This is a genomic window from Pseudolabrys taiwanensis (assembly GCF_003367395.1).
In the GTDB taxonomy this organism is placed as follows: domain Bacteria; phylum Pseudomonadota; class Alphaproteobacteria; order Rhizobiales; family Xanthobacteraceae; genus Pseudolabrys; species Pseudolabrys taiwanensis.
The window spans coordinates 5304558-5322357 of record NZ_CP031417.1 but is presented as its reverse complement, the minus strand read 5'-3'; the positions used below and the strand labels follow the sequence as shown (position 1 = coordinate 5322357).

Sequence of the window (17800 nt, the reverse complement as noted above, 5' to 3'; positions counted from 1 at the left end):
TCCGCGACAAGCCGTCCCAATATACCTTCTTGCGGGCGACGCGTTGCAGGGTCTGCAAAGGAGGCCGGGACATGACACGCCCGCACCGGCGCGAAGCCGTACTCGACATCTATCAATTCGCCCTTGCCGCGGCGCTGTTCGCCTCGCCATGGCTGTTCGCTTTCATGCACAACACCGGCACCGCCACGACCGACGCCACGGTCAGCGCGCTGCTGGTCGCCGCCGTCTCGGCGGTGGCGCTGCGGATGTTCCGGGAATGGGAGGAATGGATCAACGTCATGCTCGGCGTCTGGATCGCCGCCTCGCCCTGGGTCCTCGGCTTCGGACATACGCCGGCATCGCATGTGATGCTCGGCTTCGGCATCCTGATCGCGTATCTGGCGCTCATGGAGCTCTGGCTCGTGCACAATCCGGACTATTACACGCTGCCGCCGCCGCAGGAGTGGCGGCCCACGCCCCGCCCTACTCGGTCATCTGCAAACGGCCATAGATCGCGAGCTTGATCTCATCGAGCACGAAGGCCAGTACGACCGCGGCCGCGAAGGCACCACCGATCAGCCACAGCGGCAGCGGCGTCATAAGAAAGCCGGTCGCCGCGAAGGTCGGAATGATCGATATGTCGGCGATGGACGACGCGACCATGATCCAGCTCGGCCGCGACGACCACAGCCGGCGCCGCTCGCGCGAGACGTAGAACACCGCCTGGCCGTTGAACACCAAGGTCACCACGGTCAGCGTCTGCAACGCGTCGATCGGCAGACGCAGCCAGAAATAGCCGTAACTCAGGATCGCGGCGCAGAAGACGAGATCGCCGAGACCGAGCAGCACGCCGGCCACCGTCAGCCGATCGATGCGCCAGCGGTTGGGCAGCGGCGAGGCGCGTACGTTGTCGGTCGTCGACGACATCGCCAGGAAGTCACCGGCGATCATCAGCATCACCATCAACAGCGGCGTGATGATCGGATGGCCGGTGATGACCAGGCCGAAAGCGAGAAACAGCACCTGCCGGACTTTGTTGACCAGCGAGCGCAAGGTGTAGGTGAGGATGCGCTGGAAGGTGATGCGTCCCTCGTGCACGGAGGCGACGATGCCGGCGAGCCCCGGCTCGGTGAGCACCAGCCCCGCCGCGGACTTCGCGGCGTCCGTCGCGCTCGAGACGGCGATGCCGATCTGTGCCTGCCGCAACGCCGGCGCATCGTTGGCGCCGTCGCCGCACATGCCGACCGTATGGCCGGCGTTCTGGAACGCCTTCACCAGACCGAATTTGTGCTCGGGCAGAACGCCGGCGAACACGCCGTATTCGTCGGCGCGCACCGCGTCGCGAATGGGCCCCGGCGGATAGACCGGCCGCTCGATGCCGACCGCATGCGCCACCACGGACGCCGTCGCCGGCGCATCGCCGGTGACCATGACGACGTCGATACCGAGCCGGCGCAGTTCGGCGACGCAGCCGGCCGCGTCCGCGCGCGGCGGATCGCTCAGCGCCAGCAATCCGGCGAGACGCATGTCGCCGTCGGTGCCGATCGCCACGCCCAGCACGCGATAGCCCTGCCGTTCCAGCGCCTCGGCCTCCTGCGTCGCGACCGGCTGCGGCGCGCACAGCCGCGCGACGACGGCGAAGGCGCCCTTCACGACGCGCATGCGCTTGCCCGCGTCGTCGGCGACGATGGCCTCGGCCATCTTGTTCGCCGGATCGAACGGGATGAACCGGATCAAGGCCGGCAGTTCGGCGACCTTGGCCCGCATCGCCGCGCGCACGGCGTTATCGACCGGATCCTGTCCGCCGTCGGAACTCGCCAAGGCCGCGAGCGCGATCACCCTGCCCTCATCGAAACCCGGCATCGGCCGAATGGTGCTGACGGCCAATTCGTTGCGCGTCAGCGTGCCGGTCTTGTCGGCGCACAGCACGTCCATCGATGCGGCCTCGTCGACCGCGGATAACCGCGTCGGCAGGACGCCGCGCTTGGCCAGCGCTTGCGCGCCGAGCGCCGTCGCCAGCGTGAACGTCGCCGGCAGCGCGACCGGCACCGTGGCCAGCAACGTGATCAACACCAGCGGCACGAACTCGGTGACCGGCACGGCGATCCAATAGGCATAAGCGAGCAACGCCGCCGCGACGGCGCCGTTGACGAAAGCGAGATTGCGCACGACGCGGAAGATCGCCTTCTGCTGTGCGCTGACCACATGCGCGGTGCGCACCAACTCCGCCGCGCGGCCGAACTTGGTGCGGCCGCCGGTCGCGGTGACGACCGCCACCGCCTCGCCGCGCTTCACCAGCACGCCGGCATAGGTCTCGGTGCCGGCGCCGGCCTCGACCGGCAGCGACTCGCCGGTGATCGTCGACTGGTCGAGCAGCACGTCGCCCGACAGAAGCCTCACGTCGGCGGGCACGACGCCACCGAGCGTCAACTTGACAACATCGTCCGGCACCAGGTCGGCGGCCGGCACGGTGATCCATTTGCCGTCGCGCTTGGCGCTGGCCGACAGCGCAAGCCGCGATTTGAGCGCCGCGAGCGTCGCCTGCGCGCGGCTTTCGTGGAAGAAGCTGAGGCCTGCGTTGAACAGCAGCAGAAAGGCGACGACGCCGGCCGCGACGTATTCATGCAGATAGAGTTGCAGCACGATCGCCGCTTCGAGAAGACACGGCACCGGCGCGATGAACTTGCTCAGGATCAGGCGCAGCGGGTGAACCGCGACATCCGGCGTCGCGTTGGGACCGTATTGCGCCAGGCGCTGCTGCGCCTCAGCGGTGGCCAAGCCCGCGTCGAGCGACATACGCTCCGCGCCGTGTTCGGGAGACGCATCCATGGGGACAGCTCCAACCTCAAGAGCGTTGCCGACGCCTCATCGGCGCGGCGTCACCCCACGGCGGCCAATAGCATGGACCGTCTCGTCGCTCTTGATGCGCGTCAAATCCGGCGTTTGTGGGCCGGCGTCGTCCCCTCAGCGTTGCGCGGCCGCCTCTTCTTGCCGCGCGCCGATGAACGGCACCGTCGCGGCGGCCGTCATCGGCTCGCCGAACAGATAGCCTTGCGCCTGCTTGCAGCCGTTCTGCTGCAGCATCTTGACCTGGTCCGGTTCCTTGACGCCGTCGGCGGTGACGGTGAGGCCGAGCCCCTGGCCGAAGCCGAGCAATGCGCGCACCAGCGCCATGGCTTCCGGCTCGCGCTCCATCCGGTCGATGAAGGTGCGGCCGATCTTGATCTTGTCGAACTTGAGATTGCGCAGGTGATAGAGGCTCGAATAGCCGGTGCCGAAGTCGTCGACGACGATGTGCACACCGGCTTCGCCGAGCATGCCGAGCACCTTCTGCGCCGCCTCGAGATCGCGCACCAGCGCCGCCTCGGTGAGCTCGATTTCGAGGCGCTGCGGCGGCAATCCTTCTTCCGACAAAATCGACAGGATGCGCGCGCCGAGATCGCGGTCCTTGAGCTGCACCGCGGAGATGTTGAACGACAGCGTCACATCGGCCGGCCATTGCCGCGCGGCCCGCGCCGCCAGCCGCAGCAAATGATCGGTCAGTTCCTCGATGAGACCCGAGCTTTCGGCGATCGGCACGAAGCGGTCGGGCGCGATATCGCCGAGCGTCGGGTGCTCCCAGCGCGGCAGCGCTTCGAAGCCGACCACGCGCTTCGTCTTCAAATCGACGAGCGGCTGGAAGCGCGGCTGAATGGCATCGTTATCGATCGCGGCCTGCAGGTCGCGATCGATGACGTCGCGCTCGCGGATACGCGCGTCCATGTCCTGGTCGTAGAAGCGCGAGGCCGACTCGCGCTCCGACTTCGCGCGATAGAGCGCGATGTCGGCTTTACGCAGCACTTCGACGGCATCGGTGCCGTCGCGGGGGATGAGGGCGATGCCGATGCCGAGGCCGACGTGATGAAGCAACGGCCCGGTCGCGATGGGCTGCTCCAGTTCCTTGATCACGCGCAGCGCGATGTTGGTGACCTCTTCGGTGCCGGAGAGTTGCTGCGCCAGGATGGCGAATTCGTCGCCGCCGAAGCGCGCGACGAGATCGCCGGCTCGCACCGCCGCGCGAAGGCGCATCGCCACATTGATAAGCACCTCGTCACCGATGCCATGACCGTAAACGTCGTTGATGTGCTTGAAGCCGGTCAGGTCGAGCATGAACACCGCATGCGTCGCGTCCTTGCCCGGCAAGGCGGCGAGAGCGTTCTTGAGTTCGTCGTCGAAGCGTCGCCGGTTCGGCAAGCCGGTCAGCGCATCCTCCAGCGCCATTTCGCGCGCGCGCCGCTCGGCGGCGATACGCCGCGCCACCTCGCGGCGCTGAATGAGCAGAAACCGCCACGACAGAACGAGCAGCCCGATGCAGATGAGCAGCGCCAGGGCGAATATCTCGTCCGTCTCGATGATGAAGTCGCGCGTCGGAACTTCGGGCGGATTGGGCAGGACGTCGTAGGCCCAGGCGATCAGTGTCGCGACGGCGACCACCGCGAGCCAGAGCAACACTTCCGGCACCATCGCCCGGTGCGGGGCAATGGCCTTCTTCAGCGCGGTTATCGACAGCCTTCGCATGTGGCTTCCAATACGTCACGGCGGAAGCGGCCGATTACATCGCCGGTACTGAATTTTCGGTTGCCAAGCGCGGGCGACAGGGTCCGCCCTGCCGTCAGGCTGGCGCGGATTTGGCCGGGCCGACAGCATACCCTTTTGCAAGCGCGTGGTAGATGCCCTCCGGGCAGATCAGCCGCGACGTGCCGTAGGCGATGAAAGCCGCCGCCATCAACGGCACCACCATCGTGTGATTGTCGGTCATTTCGGTGACGATGACGAAGGCGGTGATCGGCGCCTGCACCACGCCGGCGAAATAGGCGACCATGCCGAGCAGGATGATGGGGCCGATCGGCGCGGTCGGGAATAACTGTGCGATATCGGAGCCGATGCCGGCGCCGACCGCCAGCGAGGGCGCGAAGATTCCGCCGGGGATGCCGCTCACCGCCGACAATACGGTGGCGAGAAATTTGAACACCGCGAAGTCCGACGTCAGCGGCGCAGCGCCTTCGAGCGCGGCCTTCACTTGCGCGTAGCCGGTACCGTACACCGTGTCGCCGGAGGCGATGCCGCAGAGCGCCACCGCGAGACCGCAGCCAGCGGCCAGCAGCACCGGATGGCGCTTGAGCGCGGCGCCGACGACGCCCGGCAGGCCGCGTGCCGTCACGATGACGATGCGGCTGAACAGGCCGCCGGCCAAACCGCCGACGACGCCGCAGATCGGGACCGCCAGCCAGTCGATGCCATTGCGCAGCATCGTCGGCGTCGAGCCGAAATACGAGTAGTTGCCGACCAGCGCCAGCGAGGTGAGACCGGCGGCGATCACCGCCGCGATGATCAGGCCGCTGGTGCGCGTCTCAAAGGCGCGGCTCATCTCCTCGATGCCGAAGACGATACCGGCGAGCGGCGTGTTGAAGGCGGCGGCGACGCCGGCCGCCGCACCGGCCAGAATGAGACCGGGCTGTCGTCGCGGCGAGAACCGGCCGATCGCGAACATGATCGAGGCGCCAACCTGTACAGTCGGGCCTTCACGGCCGACAGATGCGCCGCACAGAAGGCCGAGCAGCGTCAACAGCACTTTGCCGATGGCGATGCGGATCGATACCAGGCGCCCGCGTGCGGCTTGATCGGACAGCTGCCGCGCGGCGATCGCCTGCGGAATGCCGCTGCCTTGCGCGTTCTGGAAGAAGCGGCGGGTGAGGAAGATCGACAGCGCGAAGCCCGCCGGCGTGATGACGAGCGAGGCGTAGCGCGAATGCGCCAAAACGGCGTTGAACGCTTCCTGCGCCCAGTCCGCAAGCACGGCGAGCGCGACGGCGACGATGCCGACAACGACGCCGCCGAGCAGGAAGATGCCACGACGCTGCCAGCGCGCCGATGTGACCCGCACGCTGCGTCTACGCCGCTCCGACCAAACCTGCTGCTTCATCAATCGCATGTCACCGATCGAGCGAGGCGTCCTCGACCATCCAAGATACCAACTCTTCAAAGCTGACGCCGGCATGCTGCGCCATCTCCGGCACCAGCGACGTCTCGGTCATGCCCGGCTGCGTGTTCACTTCCAGGCAGCCAAAGCCTTCCAGACCCGGCTTGGTGTCGTCATAGCGGAAGTCGGTGCGCGTGACGCCGCGGCAACCGAGCGCGTCATGCGCGAGCAGCGCGTATTTCTGGCACGCGGCATAGACCTCGTCCGACACCGGCGCCGGCAGGATATGCTTGGAGCCGCCCGGCGCATATTTGGCTTCGTAGTCGTAGAACTTCACCGTCGGCACGATCTCGATCACGCCGAGTGCCTTGTCGCCCATCACCGCGCAAGTCAGTTCCTTGCCCGCGATGTAGGGCTCGACCATCACCATCTCGCCGAAATGCCAATCGGGCCGCGTGAGCTCCTGCGGCGGATGCGCGTGATCCTCGCGCACGATGAAGACGCCGACGCTCGAACCTTCGGCGATGGGCTTGATGACGTAAGGCGGGGGCAGCAGATGCTGCTTGGCCGCCTCGAAGCGATTGGCGATGCAGCCGCCCGGCATCGGCACGCCGGCCGCGGCGAGCAGCGTCTTGGCAACGTCCTTGCGCATCGCGACCGAGGAGGCCATGACCCCCGAATGACTGTACGGGATACCGAGAATCTCCAGGATGCCCTGCAACGTGCCGTCCTCGCCCGGCCGGCCGTGCAGAACGTTCAAAGCGACGTCGGGCCCGAGCGCGGTGAGCGTCGCGGCGATATCGCGCGTCACGTCCACGGGCGTGACCTTATACTTGCCGGTGCGCGCGAGCGCGTCGGCGCAGGCCTTGCCGGAGCGCAGGGACACCTCGCGCTCCGAGGACCAGCCGCCCATCAGAACGGCGACATGCTTCGTGACGGTAATGGCGACTCTCCGAATCGAGGGCTAGAATTGGCAACCCATCAGGCTCTCCTAGCCGAAATATCGCGGGCGGCAAACCGGCCCGGCAGGCGCGAGGCAAAACCGTGATCAACATCTGGCTGGATCTGCCCTTTGCGGGCGTTTTCGCAGTGCTCATCGTCTTTTACACGGTCACCGCGGTGGCGATCGTCTGGGTCAGCTTCGGCCCTCTCCTGGGCGAGCGCGTCAGACGGTTCGAGGGCGTCGTCGGACCGTTCTTCGGTTCCGTCGGCATCCTGTTCGCGTTGCTCACAGGGTTCCTCGCCGGCGACATCGCCGATCGTAACCGCCAAGCCGCGCGCGCCGTGCAGGTGGAAGCCGGCGAGCTGCGCAACATCTACGCGCTCAGCGTCGCGTCGGCCTCCGACATGCACGACATTCGCACGGCCTGGAGCGCCTATGTGCAGGCCGCGATCAAGGACGACTGGCCGGCGATGGCCCACGGCGAACAGGCCGCTTCGGCCAACGCGGCCTACGACGCGCTGCTGCGCGAGGTGAGCGAGCCGAAGATCGCCACGGAGTCTGGCGCCGCGGTGCACGCCGCGTTGATGTCGGCGACCGTGCGCATGGGCACGGCGCGATCCGACCGCCTGGCCGTCGCCGCCGACCGCACCAGCACGCTCAAATGGGAGATCGTGCTCCTGCTCGGCGTGATGACGCAGATCGCCGTCGGCGTCGTGCATCTGACCAAGCGCAACCCGCAAATCGCCGCGCTCGTCGTGTTCTCCGTGGCGGCGGTGATCGCGCTCGGGTTGATCGGGCTGCAGGAACGGCCGTTCGCGGGCGAGGTGCGCATTCAGCCCACCGCGTTGCAGGAAGTCGCGAAGATGCAGCTGCAGCCCGGCGGTTGATCAGGCCGGCTGCGGCTGCCGCGGCCCCTCGTAGAGCCACGCCAGGCAATCATATACCTCGCGCTCGGAGCGGCGCGAGAAGGTGTCGATCCAGACGTCGCGCGCGATGCCTTCGGCGTGATAGCCCTCCCACAACCAACGTCCCTCGAGCTGGACACGCGCGGTGCGCAACGTGCGCGCCCGCTCGTAGCGCTGGAACGCGGCGGCGACCTCGCTCTCCTGCGCGATGCACTCGCCAAGACAAACCGCGTCTTCGATCGCCATGCAGGCGCCCTGCGCGAAGGTCTGCAACGCCGGATGCGCGGCATCGCCGAGGATGGTGACGCGGCCCTCGCTCCAGCGGCGCACCGGATCGCGATCGGCGATCACCCAGCGGCGCTTCAGGTCCATCTTCTCCAGCAGCGACTTCATCACCGGATGCGCGGTCTTGTAGGTGCGCTCGACTTCCGCGGTGTTGAAGGCGCTGTCGCCCTTCTCGCCGAAGGTGTCGGTGCGGAACACGGCGACGATGTTGAACAGGGTGTTATGCCTCAGCGGGTAATGCACCATGTGGAAGCGCGGCCCGATCCACAGCGCCGAGACGGTGCGGTCGACGCCGGCCGGCACCTCCTCCATCGGCACGATGGTGCGATGCGCGACATAGCCGATGGGCTTCGGCTCGCCGTCATTGACGATGCGCGCGCGCACGCCCGAGCGCAGGCCATCGGCGCCGACCAGGGCCACACCGTCGATGCTGCGGCCGTCCTGCGTCGTCACGGTGACGCCGCCGTCATGCGCGGTGTAGGCGGTGACGGCGGTCGAGGGCTCGAGCGAGATGCCGTCGGTCGCGCGGCAGGCCTCGAGCAGCACGCGGTGCAGATCGACGCGATGGATGACGATGTACGGCGCGCCGAAGCGCTGGCGCAGCGACGGTTCGTTCGGGATGCCGGTGAGCTCGCGGCCGGTCAGCGCGTCGTACATGACGCAGGCGCGCGGCAGCACCGACTGATCGAGCACCGCTTGCGTGATGCCGAGCCGGTCGAACATCGGAAACACATTGGGCCCGAGTTGAATGCCGTAGCCGATGGCGCCGAGTTCCGGCGTCGCCTCGAGCACGCGCACATGACGGCCTTGCCGTCCCAGCGCCAGCGCCGCCGACAGGCCGCCCAAACCGCCGCCCGCGATCAGAATCGCATCCGACATCGTCTCTCTCCCTTAGTGTTCTTGGTTTTGTCGGCACCTTTGTAGCGCCGTTCTCCGCCGTCGCGCTAGAGCCAGGCTAGCGCGCGGGGTGCGGCGCGGGCCACCGCCGCGACACGATGAGGAACAGCACCTGCACGGCGAGCGCCGCCGCCAGCACGGCCGCCGCGCACAGGACCGGCACCGCACTGCTGTGCGTGACGTCGCGCGCGAAGCCGGCGAGCGGTGGGATCGCGGCCATCAGCGCGTAATACCAGGTGAAGTAGATCCCCATGCCGGTGGCGCGGTTCTGCGGCGCGAGCGCGGCGGCGGGCAAGGTCATGATCGGCCCCGCCGGCAAACCGACGGTCAATGCGATCAGGACGAAAGCCGGAAAGAGCAGCGTGAGATCGGCAGCGAGGACGATCGTCGCGGCGCCGGCGATGATGAAGCCCGCTGCTATGACGGCGTCGGGCCAGCGCAGGCGATCGGCGATCAGGCCGCCGACCGGCACCATCACGATCAATCCCCAACCGAGCCAGCTCACCAGGGCATTGGCGCGCGCAAGACCATAGCCGCCGTCGATGAGATGCCCGGGCAAGAAGCTGACCAGCAGGATGTAACCGACGTTGTAGGTGCCCCATACGATTCCGGCGAACGAGACCAGGACCCATTCGCGTTTCGACAGACTGAGCGAGAGACTGGCTCGGAACCGTGCCGCGTGCGTCGCGGGCTCGCGATAAAACACCGCGATCGCCACGAGCGACAACGCGCAGACCGATGCACTGAGCGTCATCACCGCCGGCCAGCCGAAAGCCGCGGCCATGGGGACGAAGCCGAGCAGACCGAGCGCGATGCCGAGCGGCCAGCTCGTCACCAGCACCGCCATCGCCGTCGCCATCTCGCGTCCGGCAAACCAGTCGGCGACCATCTTGGTCAGCATCACGTTCATCAGCACGGCGCCGATGCCGCTGAGGAGCCGGCCGGCGACAAGCGCGGGAAACCACGCGCTCATTCCCATGACGAGGCCGCCGGCAATCATCAGGACAAGGCCGATCAGCGCGATCGACTTGGCGCCGAAGCGCTCGCCCAACATGCCGCCGGGCAAGGCGATGAAGATGCCGGGAAAGAGATAAAGCCCGATCAGCAGGCCGACGCTCGCATAGTCGATGCCGAGGCCGTCGACCAGGATCGGCCCGACCGACCCCACGGTCTGGAATTGCAGGCCCATCGCGGTGCGCGCCAGGAACAGCACCGTGAGGATGAACCAGCGGTTCGGCACCGCCCGCAATTCCTGCGTGCTCACGGCCGCGGGCCGCCGACGCCGATGCGCTTGATCTCCCAGTCAAGCTGGGTCCCCGAATGCGCCTTCACGCGGGCGCGCACGGTCTCGCCCAGCGTCTCGATGTCGGTCGCGGTCGCGCTGCCGAGATTGATCAAGAAGTTGCAATGCAGCTCGGAGACCTGCGCGTCGCCGATCTTCAGGCCGCGGCAACCGGCTTCATCGATCACCTTCCACGCGTTCTTGCCGGGTGGATTCTTGAAGGTCGATCCGCCGGTCCTGTTGCGCGGCTGGCTCGCCTCGCGCTTGGCTTTGATCGCGGCCATCTCGGCGGCGATGGTCTCGGGGTCGCCGGCTTTGCCCTGGAACGTCGCGGTGACGAAGACGACGTCGTCCGGCACCGAACAATGGCGATAGGAGAAGCCCATGTCGGCGTTGCTGTAGTTGCGCAGATTGCCGTCGCGATCGACGCCGCGCGCTTCGATGAGAATGTCCTTGGTCTCGCCGCCATAGGCGCCGCCGTTCATGCGCAGCGCGCCGCCGATCGTGCCCGGAATGCCGGAGAGGAAGGCGAGTCCCGCGACACCGGCTTTCTGCGCCGCGCGCGAGACCATCACGTCGAGCATGGCGGTGCCGGCGGTGACGCGATGGGTCGCTTCGTCGATCCGCACCTCGTTGAAGCCGCGGCCGAGCCGGATGACGACGCCTTCGACGCCGCCGTCACGCACGATCAGGTTGGAGCCGGCGCCGATGACGGTAACCGGAATATCGCGCGGCGTGTTGCGCAGAAAGTAAGCGAGATCGTGCTCGTCCTCCGGCATGAACAGCACCTGCGCCGGCCCGCCGACGCGAAACCAGGTCATCTCGCCGAGCGCCTGATTGGCGAGCAACCGCCCGCGCAAATTCGGCAGGCGCGATTTCAAATTGGCAGTGATGTCGGGGAAGGTCATTAAGTCGCCACCGTCATGCCCGGCCCTGTCCCGGACCTCCGCTCTTTTGTTGCTCAATGCCTAAAGGACGTGGATGGCCGGGACAAGCCCGGCCACGACGACGGGGCAGCGCCCTGCCGAACAAACTGCAACTTGAGGCACGGCCGCCCCCCAACGTCATGGCCGGGCTTGTCCCGGCCATCCACGGAAGCAATCATAGGCCTATGGGAGGCTACGTTTATATCCTCACCAATCGTTCGAACGGGACACTTTATGTGGGTGTCACGAGCGATCTTGTACGGCGCGTCGCGGAACATCGAGAAGGAGCGGTCAAAGGATTCACGAAAACATATAGCTTGAAGCGGCTCGTCTACTTCGAAATTTATGACGATATCCGTATCGCCATCCAGCGGGAGAAGAACATGAAGCACTGGACCAGAACCTGGAAAGTGCGGCTCATTCTTCAGTCCAATCCACAATGGAATGATCTCTTCGAAGCTCTTCTTTAAGAACGTGGATGGCCGGGACAAGCCCGGCCATGACGATGGGGCAGCGCCCTGCCGAACAAACTGCAACTTGAGGCACGCCCCTCCCCGTCATGGCCGGGCTTGTCCCGGCCATCCACGGGAGCAACCGTCGATCGATGGAAGCTACGTTAGATCCGACCCATTCGGCCGCCGCCCGCCCGCCTAGCCCTCCGGCAGCGGCGCGGGGCGGCGGTCGGTGCCCATGGCGACGAGCGTGAACGTCGCTTCGGTGACCTTGAATTCCTCTTCGTCCTCGCGGCGGCGGCGCCACGCTTCGACGTGCACCTTCATCGACGTGCGGCCGGTCGAAATCACCTCGCCGTAGAAGCTGACTTCATCGCCGACCGACACCGGCAGCAGGAAGCTCATGGCTTCGACCGCCGCGGTGACGACGCGGTTGCGCGCGCGGCGCGTCGCGAGCGAAGCCGCGGCCAAGTCCATGTGCGCCATCAGCCAGCCGCCGAAGATATCGCCGGCCGGATTGGCGTCGGCGGGCATGGCGATCATACGAATGAGAGGAGAGTGACGAGCGACGTTCATTGCTAACACTTTCAGCCGGGCGAGGCGAGTTCGGCCGGCAATGCATAGGCCCACTGCGTGATCGAGCCGGCGCCGAGGCACACGACATAATCGCCGGGCTTGGCGAGGCCCTTGATCAGGCCGGCGAGCTTCTCCGGCGCTTCGAGCGGCAGGGCCTGACGGTGACCGTGCGCGCGCAGGCTCTGCACCAGCGCGTCACGATCGACACCAGGGATCGGCTGCTCGCCCGCGGCATAGACCGGCGCGACGATGACGGTGTCGGCATCGTTGAAGCAGGTGGAGAACTGCTCGAACAAATCATGAAGCCGCGTATAGCGATGCGGCTGCACGACGGCGATCACCCTGCCCTTCACGCTTTCGCGCGCGGCGCGCAACACGGCCGCGATTTCGACGGGGTGGTGGCCATAATCGTCGATGATGGTGATGTCGTTCCAGGTGCCGACGCGGGTGAAGCGACGCTTCACGCCGCCGAAATTCGCCAGCGCCTTGCGGATCACCTCCGGCTTGATGCCGAGCTCATGTGCCACGGCGATCGCCGAGATCGCGTTGAGCGCGTTGTGGCGGCCGGGCATCGGCAAGGTGAGGTTATCGATGGTGTGCTTCACCGCGCCATTACGGTCGCGGAACTGCACCGCAAAGCGCGACGCGCCGTTGTGATGATCGAGATCGACGAGCCGCACGTCGGCCTGCGGGTTCTCGCCGTAAGTGAGAATACGGCGGTCTTCCAACTTGCCGACGAGCGCCTGCACCACCGGATGATCGGTGCACATCACCGCGAAGCCGTAGAACGGGATGTTCATGATGAAGGCACGAAAGGCGTCCTGCACCGCTTCGAAGGTGTGGAAGTGGTCGAGATGTTCCGGATCGACATTGGTGACGATGGCCACGTCGGCCGGCAGCTTGAGGAACGTGCCGTCGGACTCGTCGGCCTCCACCACCATCCAGTCGCCGGCCCCTAAGCGCGCATTGGTACCGTAAGCGTTGATGATGCCGCCGTTGATCACGGTCGGATCGAGCCCGCCGGCGTCCAGCAACGACGCAACCATCGAGGTGGTCGTCGTCTTGCCGTGCGTGCCGGCGATGGCGACGCAGGATTTCAGCCGCATCAGTTCGGCCAGCATCTCGGCGCGGCGCACCACCGGCAGGCGCTTGCCGCGCGCGGCGGCGAGCTCGGGATTGTCGCGCTTGATGGCGGACGACACGACGACCACGTCGGCGCCGTCGATGTTCTCGGCCTTGTGGCCGATGAAGACCTTCACGCCGCGCTCGCGCAGCCGCTTGACGTTGGCGTTATCGGCGGCGTCCGAGCCCTGCACCGTGTAGCCCAGATTGGCCAGCACTTCGGCGATACCGCTCATACCAATGCCGCCGATGCCGACGAAATGCACCGGTCCGATGTCGCGCGGCAGTTTCATTGTATCGATCCCTAGCCTCTCCGCGTCATGCCCGGCCTTGTGCCGGGCATCCACGTCCTTCTACGCTGCCACGTCAAAGACGTGGATGGCCGGGACGAGCCCGGCCATGACGAACTGCTAACTCCCTGCCACTTTCAGGACGAGGTCCGCAAGCCTGTCGGCCGCATCCAGCGTCCCCATCGATTTCGCCGCCGCGGCCATGGCGGCAAGCGCGTCAGGATCGCCCATCAACGCCACAATCTCGGAGCCGAGCCGCTCTGGCGTGAAATCCTTCTGCACGATGCGGATGGCGCCGCCGGCCGCCGCGAGCGCGCCGGCATTGTGGAACTGATCCTGGTCGAGCGCATGCGGCAGCGGCACCAGGACGCCAGGGCGGCCGATGGCGGAAAGCTCCGCCACGGTGGAAGCGCCAGAGCGCGACACGATGAGATGCGCCGCCGCCATGCGCGCCGGCAGGTCGTTGAAGAACGGCGCGCAATCGGCAGCGACGCCGAGCCTGGCATAAGCGGCGCGCACGGTTTCGATATTCTCGGCGCGCGCCTGCTGGACGATGCGCAAGCGGGCGCGGATGTCGGCGCTCATCAGTTCGATCGCGGCGGGCACGATGTCGCCCATCACCTGCGCGCCCTGGCTGCCGCCGAACACGAGAAGATTGAACGGGCCGGCGAGATCGAGCGGCGGATAAGGCGTTCCGGCCACGGCGATGACGGCGGGCCGCACCGGATTGCCGGTGAAGGTCATCTTCGCCTGCAACGCGGCACCAACGTTCTTCACCGCCGGAAAGCCGGTGGCGATGCGCGTGACGCGCGAAGCCAGCAGCCGGTTGGCGCGGCCCATGACGCTGTTCTGCTCGTGCAGCACGGTCGGCACGCCGCGCAGCGAGGCCGCAAGCAAAGGCGGCACCGTCGGATAGCCGCCGAAGCCGACAACCACCGCCGGCTTGATGCGGCCGATGACGCTCCAGGCTTTCAGCGTGCCACGCGCCAGCATCGCCGCGGTCCGTGCGAGCGAGATCGGATCCTTGCCGCGCACCGTGGCGCTCGGGATCAGATGCACCTCGCGCGCGGGAAACTTGAACTGCGCGGTGCGGGTGTCGGTGGCGAGATCGATCGCCGCGCCGCGCGCGATCAGGGCGTGCGCGAGCGACTCGGCCGGAAACAGATGGCCGCCGGTGCCGCCGGCACAGAGGAGGATGAGTTTATTTTGCGCGCCCACTGTCATGCGTCGTTTCGCGATACAGCCTCTCCACCGTCATGCCCGGCCTTGTGCCGGGCATCCACGTTCTTTCTGCGTCACAAGCAGGAAAGACGTGGATGGCCGGGACAAGCCCGGCCATGACGAAAAAACTGGCCGCCCGTCAAGCGGAAAAGCTCAAGCCGCTCCCGCCGCCGTTTCAGGCTCCGGCTCCGGCGCGCGGAGATAGGCCGGACGGGGCTGTTCGCGCGTGAGCGCCAGCAGCATGCCCATCGCGTAAGCCAGCGAGATCATCGACGAGCCGCCATAGGAGATGAACGGCAAGGTCATGCCCTTGGCCGGAATGAGGCGCAGGTTCACCGCCATGTTGATCGCCGATTGCGTGGCGAGCAGCATGGTGAGGCCGGCGGCGGCGAAGCGCGTGAAGCCGTCTTCATTGCGCATCGCGCGCAGCAGCGAGCGGATGACGATGAAGGCGAACAGGCCAGCGATGGCGAGACACAGCGCGACGCCGAACTCCTCCGCCGCCACCGAATAGACGAAGTCGGTGTGGCTCTCGGGCAGAAGACGCTTCACGGTGCCCTCGCCCGGGCCGGTGCCGAACCAGCCGCCGCGCATGAAGCTCTCGGTGGCGATATCGACGTTGAAGGTGTCGCCGGACGACGGATCGAGGAAGCGCTGGATGCGGCGCGCGACGTGCGGCACGGTGAAGTAGGCGGCGACGAGACCGAAGCCGGCGAGCCCGGCGATGCCGAACACCCAGATCACGCGCATGCCCGTCATGTAGAACAGCGCGCTCCACACCAGCACGATCAGCATGGTCTGGCCGAAGTCGGGCTGAATGACGAGGAGCGCGACGACGACCAAGAGCAGCGCCAGCGCGATGGAGTTCGCCGGCATCTCCGGCCGCTTGGCGGATTCGCCGAACAGCCAGGCGATGAGCACGACGAAAGCCGGCTTGAGGAACTCCGACGGCTGCACGTTGACGCCGAAGATGATCAGCCAGCGCTTGGCGCCCTTGATCTCGGCGCCGAAGATGGGCGTGAGCGCCACCAAGGTGAGGCTGATGAAGAAGACGATGAGCGAGAGCCGCCTTATCTGCCGCGGCGACAGGAACGACACGCCGAGCAGCACGGCGATGGTCGGCGCCAGGAACAGAATGTGGCGGTTGACGAAGTAGAACGGGTCGAGGCCGAGACGGCCGGCGACCGGCGGGCTCGCCGCGAGCGAGAGCACGACGCCGGCCAGCATCAGGGCGCCGAAGGCGGCGAGCGTGAGCTTGTCGACCGTCCACCACCACTCGGCGAAAGGCGTGCGTTGCGCGCGCGAGACCATCGGCCATCCTCGATCAGATCGACTTTGACTAGTCCTGACCTGAGCCGGTTTACGAAGGATTAAGGGTGACGGGGCGGCCGCCGCTTCTTCTTCACCTTCCCCCTCCAGGGGAGGGTGCAGCGCGCAAGCGGTACATTCAGCGGCTAGATCTGTTCCACCCCCGGCACCGCCAGCACCAGGTCGACGAACGCCTTACCGCGCACCTCGAAGTTCGGATACTGGTCGAACGAGGCGCAGGCGGGCGACAGCAGCACCACCGGCTCCTTGAGGCCCGCGGCTTCGGCGTCGCGCGTCGCGGCATCGATAGCCGCCGACATCACGCCGGCGATCTCATAAGGAACCTGGCCGTCGAGCGTCTGGGCGAAATCCCGCGCCGCCTCGCCGATCAGATAGGCCTTGCGGATGCGCGGGAAGAACTCGGCGAGGCTGACGATGCCGCCGGTCTTCGGCTTGCCGCCGGCGATCCAGTAGATGTCGTTGAAGCTGCCAAGCGCCTTGGCCGCCGAGTCGGCATTGGTCGCCTTGGAGTCGTTGACGTAGAGGATGCCGCCCGACGCGGTCTTCTTGCGCCCGACCTGCTGCATGCGATGCGCGAGGCCGGGGAACGACACGAGGCCTTTCTGAATCGTCGGCAGATCGATGCCGAGCGCGACGCAGGCCGCCACGGCGCAGGCCGCGTTCTGCGCATTGTGCGCGCCGCGTAAGCTACCGATGCCGGCAAGTTGTACCACTGGATGCGCCTTGCCGGCGACGGCACCGACGATGCGCGTACCCTCGGCGTAATAGCCGTCACGCAATGGGCCAACGACGGAGACACGCACGACCTTCCTGCCGGCGCGTTCGATGCGCGCGGCGGCATCGCGCGTCCAGCGATCGTCGACGCCGATCACCGCGGTGCCGCCCGCTTCGACGCGCGCCGGCAGCAGCGCCTTGATGGCGGCGTAGTTCTCCATCGTGCCGTGACGGTCGAGATGATCCTCGGTGACGTTGGTGAGGATGCCGACCGTGGCGCGCAGCGAGGGCGATAGATCGATCTGGTAGGACGACACTTCCAGCACATAGACGCGGCCGGGTGCGAACGGTTCGAGCGCCAGGACCGGCACGCCGATATTGCCGCCCATCTGCGCGTCGTGGCCGGCGGCGGCGACGAGATGCGTCGTCAGCGCCGTGGTGGTCGATTTGCCGTTGGTGCCGGTGATGGCGATGACCGGGCATTCGATGCCCTGCTCCGCGCGCACCTTGTCGCGCTCGCGGCAGAACAGCTCGATGTCGCCGATGATCTCGACATTGTGCTTGTGCGCGCGCTGCACCGTCCAATGCGGCGTCGGATGCGTCAGCGGCACGCCCGGCGCCAGGACGAGCGCCGAGATCTCCGACCAATCGATCTCGGCGAGGTTGCGCACGTCGAGGCCCGCGGCGCGCGCTTCGTTCGCCGACTTCTCGTTGTCGTCGTAGACGACGACGTCGGCGCCGCCTTTGATCAGCGCGCCCGCCGACAACAGGCCGGATTTGCCGAGACCGAAGACGGCGACCTTTTTGCCGGCGAAGACTGTGATGGGGATCATCTGTTTCTGTCGTCCCGGCCGAACGAAGCGAGGGCCGGGACCCATGCTCCGCAGCCTATCGAGAGTACACGGCGTAGGGGTCCCGCC

General features: G+C 66.8%; 15 protein-coding genes. 3 read left to right on the top strand and 12 right to left on the bottom strand.

From position 1 onward, the window contains the following. The first annotated feature begins 71 nt into the window (after window positions 1–71). Window positions 72–503 (top strand): SPW repeat protein, encoded by a 432-nt coding sequence (locus DW352_RS25300; RefSeq protein WP_162827195.1) that lies wholly within the window; start codon window positions 72–74, stop codon window positions 501–503. Here the strand turns inward: DW352_RS25300 and DW352_RS25295 are convergent. The 4 genes from DW352_RS25295 to DW352_RS25280 all read right to left on the bottom strand — a co-directional run bounded on the left by DW352_RS25295 (window position 463) and on the right by DW352_RS25280 (window position 6881). Further along, the gene (locus DW352_RS25295; protein ID WP_115693928.1) at window positions 463–2808 is read right to left on the bottom strand and encodes an HAD-IC family P-type ATPase; all 2346 of its coding nucleotides are present in this window, start codon (window positions 2806–2808) and stop codon (window positions 463–465) included. The two genes, DW352_RS25300 and DW352_RS25295, sit on opposite strands and share 41 nt — an antisense overlap. Before the next feature lie 135 nt (window positions 2809–2943). Further along, window positions 2944–4536 carry a putative bifunctional diguanylate cyclase/phosphodiesterase gene (locus DW352_RS25290; protein ID WP_115693927.1) on the bottom strand — a complete coding sequence of 531 codons (1593 nt, stop codon included), beginning with the start codon at window positions 4534–4536 and terminating at the stop codon, window positions 2944–2946. 94 nt (window positions 4537–4630) lie between these two features. Beyond that, entirely contained in the window at window positions 4631–5941 is a 1311-nt protein-coding gene (locus DW352_RS25285; protein WP_115693926.1) for a chloride channel protein, read from the bottom strand. 10 nt (window positions 5942–5951) lie between these two features. Next, a complete protein-coding gene (locus DW352_RS25280; protein ID WP_115693925.1) occupies window positions 5952–6881 on the bottom strand; it encodes a D-alanine--D-alanine ligase in 930 nt (309 codons plus the stop codon). Between the two features lie 101 nt (window positions 6882–6982). Here DW352_RS25280 and DW352_RS25275 point away from each other — a divergent pair, with 101 nt between their 5' ends. Then, window positions 6983–7768: a bestrophin-like domain gene (locus DW352_RS25275; RefSeq protein WP_115693924.1), complete on the top strand. Its 786-nt coding sequence runs from the start codon at window positions 6983–6985 to the stop codon at window positions 7766–7768. Here the strand turns inward: DW352_RS25275 and DW352_RS25270 are convergent, their stop codons facing one another. The 3 genes from DW352_RS25270 to murB all read right to left on the bottom strand — a co-directional run bounded on the left by DW352_RS25270 (window position 7769) and on the right by murB (window position 11158). Next, entirely contained in the window at window positions 7769–8950 is a 1182-nt protein-coding gene (locus DW352_RS25270; RefSeq protein ID WP_115693923.1) for an FAD-dependent monooxygenase, read from the bottom strand. 76 nt (window positions 8951–9026) lie between these two features. Further along, window positions 9027–10232, bottom strand: a complete 1206-nt coding sequence (locus DW352_RS25265) for an MFS transporter (protein ID WP_115693922.1) — start codon at window positions 10230–10232, stop codon at window positions 9027–9029. Continuing rightward, window positions 10229–11158, bottom strand: a complete 930-nt coding sequence (gene murB / locus DW352_RS25260; RefSeq protein WP_115693921.1) for a UDP-N-acetylmuramate dehydrogenase — start codon at window positions 11156–11158, stop codon at window positions 10229–10231. The genes DW352_RS25265 and murB overlap by 4 nt, the downstream gene beginning before the upstream one ends. A gap of 158 nt (window positions 11159–11316) precedes the next feature. Here murB and DW352_RS25255 point away from each other — a divergent pair, with 158 nt between their 5' ends. After that, window positions 11317–11646 carry a GIY-YIG nuclease family protein gene (locus DW352_RS25255; protein ID WP_115693920.1) on the top strand — a complete coding sequence of 110 codons (330 nt, stop codon included), beginning with the start codon at window positions 11317–11319 and terminating at the stop codon, window positions 11644–11646. 180 nt (window positions 11647–11826) lie between these two features. On the opposite strand, the gene DW352_RS25250 is transcribed toward DW352_RS25255, so the two are convergent. The 5 genes from DW352_RS25250 to murD form a co-directional block, all read right to left on the bottom strand. After that, window positions 11827–12204 carry an acyl-CoA thioesterase gene (locus tag DW352_RS25250; protein ID WP_115693919.1) on the bottom strand — a complete coding sequence of 126 codons (378 nt, stop codon included), beginning with the start codon at window positions 12202–12204 and terminating at the stop codon, window positions 11827–11829. Window positions 12205–12215: 11 nt separating this feature from the next. After that, window positions 12216–13619: a UDP-N-acetylmuramate--L-alanine ligase gene (gene murC, locus DW352_RS25245; protein WP_115693918.1), complete on the bottom strand. Its 1404-nt coding sequence runs from the start codon at window positions 13617–13619 to the stop codon at window positions 12216–12218. Between the two features lie 117 nt (window positions 13620–13736). Then, a complete protein-coding gene (gene murG, locus DW352_RS25240; RefSeq protein ID WP_115693917.1) occupies window positions 13737–14840 on the bottom strand; it encodes an undecaprenyldiphospho-muramoylpentapeptide beta-N-acetylglucosaminyltransferase in 1104 nt (367 codons plus the stop codon). A gap of 150 nt (window positions 14841–14990) precedes the next feature. Next, the gene (locus DW352_RS25235) at window positions 14991–16148 is read right to left on the bottom strand and encodes an FtsW/RodA/SpoVE family cell cycle protein (protein WP_115693916.1); all 1158 of its coding nucleotides are present in this window, start codon (window positions 16146–16148) and stop codon (window positions 14991–14993) included. Window positions 16149–16291: 143 nt separating this feature from the next. Continuing rightward, entirely contained in the window at window positions 16292–17713 is a 1422-nt protein-coding gene (gene murD / locus DW352_RS25230) for a UDP-N-acetylmuramoyl-L-alanine--D-glutamate ligase (protein ID WP_115693915.1), read from the bottom strand. Window positions 17714–17800 lie beyond the last annotated feature (87 nt).

Excerpts from the sequence above, each read along its gene's own strand:
- DW352_RS25300 (WP_162827195.1), top strand. The coding sequence starts at position 72 with ATGACACGCCCGCACCGGCGCGAAGCCGTACTCGACATCTATCAATTC.
- DW352_RS25295 (WP_115693928.1), bottom strand. The coding sequence starts at position 2,808 with ATGGATGCGTCTCCCGAACACGGCGCGGAGCGTATGTCGCTCGACGCG.
- DW352_RS25290 (WP_115693927.1), bottom strand. The coding sequence starts at position 4,536 with ATGCGAAGGCTGTCGATAACCGCGCTGAAGAAGGCCATTGCCCCGCAC.
- DW352_RS25285 (WP_115693926.1), bottom strand. The coding sequence starts at position 5,941 with ATGAAGCAGCAGGTTTGGTCGGAGCGGCGTAGACGCAGCGTGCGGGTC.
- DW352_RS25270 (WP_115693923.1), bottom strand. The coding sequence starts at position 8,950 with ATGTCGGATGCGATTCTGATCGCGGGCGGCGGTTTGGGCGGCCTGTCG.
- murB (WP_115693921.1), bottom strand. The coding sequence starts at position 11,158 with ATGACCTTCCCCGACATCACTGCCAATTTGAAATCGCGCCTGCCGAAT.
- DW352_RS25255 (WP_115693920.1), top strand. The coding sequence starts at position 11,317 with ATGGCCGGGCTTGTCCCGGCCATCCACGGAAGCAATCATAGGCCTATG.
- DW352_RS25250 (WP_115693919.1), bottom strand. The coding sequence starts at position 12,204 with ATGAACGTCGCTCGTCACTCTCCTCTCATTCGTATGATCGCCATGCCC.
- murC (WP_115693918.1), bottom strand. The coding sequence starts at position 13,619 with ATGAAACTGCCGCGCGACATCGGACCGGTGCATTTCGTCGGCATCGGC.
- murG (WP_115693917.1), bottom strand. The coding sequence starts at position 14,840 with ATGACAGTGGGCGCGCAAAATAAACTCATCCTCCTCTGTGCCGGCGGC.
- DW352_RS25235 (WP_115693916.1), bottom strand. The coding sequence starts at position 16,148 with ATGGTCTCGCGCGCGCAACGCACGCCTTTCGCCGAGTGGTGGTGGACG.
- murD (WP_115693915.1), bottom strand. The coding sequence starts at position 17,713 with ATGATCCCCATCACAGTCTTCGCCGGCAAAAAGGTCGCCGTCTTCGGT.